The sequence below is a fragment of the Gelidibacter algens genome, assembly GCF_001678675.1.
Classification (GTDB): domain Bacteria; phylum Bacteroidota; class Bacteroidia; order Flavobacteriales; family Flavobacteriaceae; genus Gelidibacter; species Gelidibacter algens.
In genome coordinates this window covers 1-6,268 of sequence record NZ_LZRN01000082.1, presented here as the reverse complement: position 1 = coordinate 6,268, position 6,268 = coordinate 1, and the positions used below count along the sequence as shown (strand labels likewise).

Sequence of the window (6,268 nt, the reverse complement as noted above, 5' to 3'; positions counted from 1 at the left end):
TTTTTTTCTTTTGTCTAAGTATAATTTAAATCCTAAATACTACCGGACAAAACTTACACTATTTGGGTTTTATTTATTCCCTGTTCGTGTATCTGCAGTTCTTGGTTTGATACTGATTCCTGTTTTTGAAACGGGTTCCTTCTTCGGTTCAGTGACCTTGTTTGATTTTTCTTTTTTTGACATGTTATTATGGATTAATTTGTTGAACAATCGAGTGAAAAACGAACAGACATAGTCTTATAGGCGAGTATTTTATGCCGGTTACTCACTGCTATATTACTAAAAATGTGTAACTTATGCAATAATTTCTAGGACTAATTATCACTAAATAAACGAAATTAACTTACTTAATGAATTTCAAAGCCTTTTTCAAGGAATGCCGTGACAAGCAAATTCTTAAAATGCTATCCATATATGTGGTAGCAAGCTGGATCCTTCTACAAGTTTTAGCAATCACATGGGAGCCCATAGGTTTGCCCGCATATTCGGTCACTTATCTCATCATACTTTTGCTGATAGCCTTCCCCATTTATGCATTCTACATATGGCGATTTAGGGCATCTAGTGGTGAATTGGAACACATAGAATCCGAAGAAGAGCATCAGACAAACAGGCAAATGTTTCAAAAAATATATTACACCCTTTTATTTGCAGCAACCTTAATTTGTGTTGTTTCAATCTTTTTGATCGTCAATAACAAATTCAGCACTGTATTGGCACTTCCAGTTGCAAAAGAGACAAGTAAGATTGCGGTTTTAAAATTTGGAAACAATACAGGTAATGAGGCCTATGACATTGTTGGAAAAATGGCTGCAGACTGGATCGTTCACGGGATTACCGAAAATCAAGTAGCGCAAGTAATCTCTCCAGAAATCATAAGTGATTATTCAAATATCATCTCCGCGCGATCCAAACCTGAAGATGAAGTATCTATCCTCAAAAATTACTTCAAGCCCAGCAAAATAATTTCTGGAAATGTCTATTTAGAAGGAGACAATCTGATATTACAGGCATCAATATCTGGGAGTGACATCAATGAAACCCTTATCGCTTTTAAAAATAGGTCTTGTAACAAAAATTCCCCATTAGAATGTATCGAAGATCTTAAACAGGTCATTATTGGCTATCTAACAACCAAAGACCAACCGGAACTAAATTTGCAGGATACACCTCCTAAGTTTGAGGCCTACCAAAATGTCTTGAATGCAAAGGCCAATTATTCCAATCAGGAAACTTATATCAAACTCATCAATAAAGCCATTTTGGATGATGATTCTTATTTTGAACCCAAAGTACTTCGTGTTGGCTATTATTATAATCTTGGACAATACAGGGTGGCCGATTCTTTGAGAGAGGCGATCAATACAAGTGCGTTTACTAATTCACGACAGCGCAATTTGCTGAATCATTACCAAGCCTTGATTACTGGAAAAAATGATAAGGTGTATAATACCACCAAGAAAGAGTTTGAGATTACACCCTTTGACCTTCAAACCAATTCTGGAATGATGGTAGTTGCCTTACAATTTGTGTATCGGCCTGAAGAAGTTGATTCCATATATTACGAGATTTCAATGGACGGTATGGATTTGCAAAATTGCGATTATTGCAAAGACCGTCTCTTTGTAAAAGCATATGCAGATATCGCGCTAAAAAAGTATCAGGCTGCCATCAATTTATTGGAGCCCTACCTTGAAATTACTGACGACACTTATTTAACAAAACCGTTGATCAGCGCCTACATCAGAGCTGATAAAACCGAAAAATTAAAAGAATTACTTTCTAAGCTAAAATTCATGCTTTCTAATAAAGACTGGACCGATCTCTGTCTTTATATAGGCAATGAGTATTTGCTCTTGAATAAGAAAGATGAGGCGATGGTTTATTTTAAGGACATTATTTCGTCTGATTTTTCCACAAAGGAAGATCGTGCAGCGGCATTATATGCTTTGGATGATTTTAAAAGTGCCAAAAAGTTGCTGGAAGAACTTTATAAGGAAAATCCAAAAGACATTAATACAGTTGTGAAGTTGGCTATTTCTGAAATGAAAAATAATAATTCCCAAAAGGCAGAACAATTACTTTCTGCTTTGAATAATTTAAGGTCAACATACCAATATGGAAGTATTGACTATGCTCTGGCACAATATTATGTGTCTGTAAATGAATAAAAAAAACACATTCAAATAATTTAAAAAAGTCAGTTGGCGAAGGCCGTTTATACAAGCCTGAAACTTTTATGAACGACCCCCACTTTTTACCTTATTTAAACACTCAAGAATTTGATGATATTATGAATTTCTGGAAATAAACTTGTAACAATCAATAGACATAAGGATGATACTTCTAATTCAGCAACCAATATATTTCATTAAATGCTGATACCACTAACATAGTAATAATTAAAAAGAAGTTGGCAAAATCCAATTAGGTTATGAAGTTTATCAAGACATGATGATCCTCTGCCTTACAACCACAACTTAATGAGGTGAATGCTCCTCCTGTAAAAATAATATTAGTATGAAGCATGTTTTGAAACCAATCATTCTCCAGTCAGGCCCAACAGTCCAGATACACCCTTAAAACTAGAACATATGGCAATGCTAACAAACGCACATGCACTTCTAATTGGAATTGGCAACGATTTGCCTGTTACCGTTAAAGATGCGACGGCTATTTACACTATTTTGGCCGACAAGAAATTGGCAGGATATCCTAAAGAAAACATTATTTTAGTGACTGAAAATAACGCGACCCGACAAGGAATTTTGGATGCGTTTGATACCTTGATCTCAAAAATTGACGAGACATCTTCAGTCATGCTCTTCTATTCCGGACATGGTGGATTGTATGAACCTTGGAACCAGTTTTATTTAGTGCCCAATAATTTTGATCCTGAAAATTATGAAGAGACATGGGTCACAGCAGAAGAACTAAAAGATAAAATCGCACAGATCAACTCGCAGCGATTGATTTTCTTTTTAGACTGCTGCCATGCGGCTGGGATGACAAAATCTTTACCAGAAATAAGACTAGGCAAAACCAGCAAGTCTGCAGAAAATAAAGATCCTTTCAAACACGCTGACGGATTGGCGCAGCGCATTGATGATGGTAAGGGCATGTCAATCATCTCGTCCTGCAGAGAAGATCAACTCTCCTACATTATGGATGGTGACAGCAATAGCCTCTACACAAAATGCTTGATTGAGGTCTTAAAAGGGAAACATAAAAGATATTTTGATGAACCTTTTGTACGAATTTCTGAAGTGGTACACTATATTTTCAAGAAAGTGCCAGAACGCAATCCCATACAAAACCCATATGCAAATCTTCAAATTTATGATGATTTCATTTTGAGCAATATTCCTAAAAACCTAAAAAATAGAGTCCACGAGCCAGAATCCACAGCAATTGAAGCAGACAAAAGCAGTACTACTGTAGATATTATAACCGTCTATAGAGAGACTGAAACAGCAACCAGCGCTATTTTATTTGTTCATGGGTTTTCTGGTGAAGCGGCCAAAAGCTTCGGGCAAATTCCTGATTTTTTATCCAAGGATGAAAAATTGGAAGGATGGGACATGTTTCCGCTTGGGTATAGCCATAATATGAGCCCTGAGATGGGAAAAAATATTTGGGCTTCCAAAAATGATCTCAAAATCAACATCGATTATTTGAAGACTTCCATGAAGTACAAATATGGGAAGTATAAACGGATTGCTATTGTTGCCCACAGTCTGGGTGGACTGGTAGTACAACGAGCCATTTTGGATATGGATAAATCGCTTCGGGATAAAATCAGTCATGTCTTATTATTTGGGACTCCAAACAACGGCCTTTTAAAATCCTCAAAACAGAAATCGTGGAGTAAACTTTTAAAAGATTTGAGCAGTAATTCTCCATTTATCAAAACCTTAAGACAAGATTGGTCTTATATGTTCAAAAATAAATACCCATTTACGCTCAAAATCATTGCAGCCACCAAAGACGAATTTGTTTCAATAAGTTCGAATTTTAAGCCATTTGAAGCCGAACACTGTGTGACCGTTGCTGGCACCCATTTTTCTATGGTCCAACCAAAACACGCAGACCATGATGCTTATCAATTAATAAAAACCACATTGACTGACAATGCGTTCAGTAACCAGTTTACATCGGCAGAAGACATCAACTTGGTTTTGGGCGAATACAATGAAGTCATCAATAAATTATTGCCAAATGCGAATCATTTAGACAAAACAGGACTGGAGCAATTGTTATTTGCTTTGGAAGGAATGGGTAGAAATGAGGACGTTTTTGAACTATTGAAAACACATCCGCTGGCAAAAGACAATTCTGACCTTTTGGGTATTTTAGGCGGACGTTATAAAAGAAAGTATTTGAACGAATTTACGGCAGAAGATGGGAAGGAGGCCATCAAGTTTTATAGCATTGCGCTTGATATGGCCATGAAGAACAAGGACTTCGATCAAATCTACTATCATGCCATCAATTTGGCATTTCTGACTTTGATCATCAATCAAGACTATAATCAAACAAAAGTCTATGCCAAACAGGCTATGGCCGCAACAAAGAAAACACCATTCGAAAATATGTGGAAACTCGCAACTTTGGGTGAAGCCAATTTGTATTTGGGTGATTTGGAAGCCTCAAAAGGTTATTACAAAAAGGCAGCAGAAATGGCAGGGATACGCGAAAAAATATCTATTCACACCAATGCCTATAAAGCTTACACACACATGATGCAAAGCAACAATCCAAATGATCCGTATATCAAATTCCTAAAATCAAATTTTTTGTCGTAAATTAATTTAAAATGAAAGCCATGCTCAAATTTGATCCAAACAACCTGCCTAAATTAGACTTTAAAAAAGCAAAGAAGAAGCCGATTGCCATTAAGTGCGTTCAAATTGACGAAGCTTTTGAAGTCAAAACCATGGAGGGTAAACTTACAGGAAAAGCTGGTGATTGGTTAATGGTAGGAATCGATGGAGAAATATATCCATGTGACGCGGCTATTTTTAAAAAAACCTATGATCTCATAGAATAAAAAACCATACCCAACAAGAGGACACTGCAATTTTTTGGCGTATTGCGACAGCTAAGTCGTTACATCTATATTATTTTAGTAATCTAACCAGGTATTAAAACCAACTATCCAATTCAAATCTAATGTCAACTAACACTATTTTCGATGGTTATTCAAAGAAGGACCTTGATTTTGCGCTAGAGGTCATACAATTTTATCGAAAAGTAATGCTGCCCTCAATCCATTATGATCTTCGGATTGCAAAAAGTTTCAACTCTTCCTTTTTTCCTTCTAAAAGCTCATCGCCCAAAGGTTTCGCTATAAACTTATTGCCTAAATTCAGTTTCAATAAAAATTCTTCAGAAATCAGTAACGATTCGCCAAACTCGTTACACTGTTCCTGGATGCGCGACGTGGTGTTAATGACATCTCCATGATAGGCCAGTTCCTTTTTTACAGTGCCAACTTCAGCAATAATGATTTTACCAGAATGCAATCCAGCTTTAAACTCTGGTTGTACCCCATATTTCTTTTGATAATATTTGGAATGTCTTTTCAACTTTCTTTCAAAATCAAAAAACAATCTGACACAATTTGAGTGTCTGATACCTCTTTTGGGTGTCCAACTCAAAACCGCTTCATCACCAACATACTGGTACACTTCAGCATCATATCTATTGATGATCTTGTTGAGATAAAAGAAACAGTCCTGAATAAGCTGGCTATACTTAAGGTGCCCCAATTGTTCAGCATGTGTTGTGGAAGATTTTAAATCCAAAAACATAAATATTCTATCCACTTCACGCGGTTTTCTATATCTGCCAATAAGCATTTTAAAAATCATGCCCTTACCAAATTTATCATTGGCCAATCTTATAAAAGAAAAAAGTAGGGAGCAGATGATAAAATAGGCGGTGACCAACCAAAATATTCGGTTAGAAATCCACCATCCGGTTTGATTTGGGAAATCTACATTCAAATAATCCTCAGCCAAAAAAGCAATAATACTCAGTGAGAAAATCAGAAATATGAAATAAATAACCGATTTAATAATGAGGATAATACCCAAATTTAAAGCTTTGGACAGAAATTTATCAAACACATATTCCACAATCGTATAAACTATAGCCACCATGATTCCTAAAATAACACCAAATAAGAGATATTGAGAAACGGGAAGTGTTTTACTTGCTTCTATGGCTTCTACCTGTTCTTGTTCTCTACCCAAGTATCTGATAA

General features: G+C 36.0%; 5 protein-coding genes. 4 read left to right on the top strand and 1 reads right to left on the bottom strand.

Features of this window, described 5'->3' with window-relative positions; translation table 11 throughout:
- From A9996_RS20285 to A9996_RS18780, 4 genes are all read left to right on the top strand, one after another.
- A partial coding sequence (locus A9996_RS20285; protein WP_211272670.1) for a hypothetical protein occupies nucleotides 1-235 on the top strand: 235 nt, incomplete at its 5' end.
- 115 nt (nucleotides 236-350) lie between these two features.
- The gene (locus tag A9996_RS18790) at nucleotides 351-2,171 is read left to right on the top strand and encodes a tetratricopeptide repeat protein (RefSeq protein ID WP_066438950.1); all 1,821 of its coding nucleotides are present in this window, start codon (nucleotides 351-353) and stop codon (nucleotides 2,169-2,171) included.
- Nucleotides 2,172-2,594: 423 nt separating this feature from the next.
- A complete protein-coding gene (locus tag A9996_RS18785; protein ID WP_066438947.1) occupies nucleotides 2,595-4,805 on the top strand; it encodes a caspase family protein in 2,211 nt (736 codons plus the stop codon).
- A 20-nt stretch (nucleotides 4,806-4,825) separates the two neighbouring features.
- Complete coding sequence (locus tag A9996_RS18780) at nucleotides 4,826-5,050, top strand: hypothetical protein (protein ID WP_066438954.1); 225 nt, start codon at nucleotides 4,826-4,828, stop codon at nucleotides 5,048-5,050.
- A gap of 223 nt (nucleotides 5,051-5,273) precedes the next feature.
- Here the strand turns inward: A9996_RS18780 and A9996_RS18775 are convergent.
- Nucleotides 5,274-6,268 (bottom strand): adenylate/guanylate cyclase domain-containing protein (locus tag A9996_RS18775; RefSeq protein ID WP_066438945.1); only part of this gene is annotated, 995 nt, incomplete at its 5' end.

Coding starts and splice junctions, on each gene's coding strand:
- A9996_RS18790 (WP_066438950.1), top strand. CDS start 351: ATGAATTTCAAAGCCTTTTTCAAGGAATGCCGTGACAAGCAAATTCTT.
- A9996_RS18785 (WP_066438947.1), top strand. CDS start 2,595: ATGGCAATGCTAACAAACGCACATGCACTTCTAATTGGAATTGGCAAC.
- A9996_RS18780 (WP_066438954.1), top strand. CDS start 4,826: ATGCTCAAATTTGATCCAAACAACCTGCCTAAATTAGACTTTAAAAAA.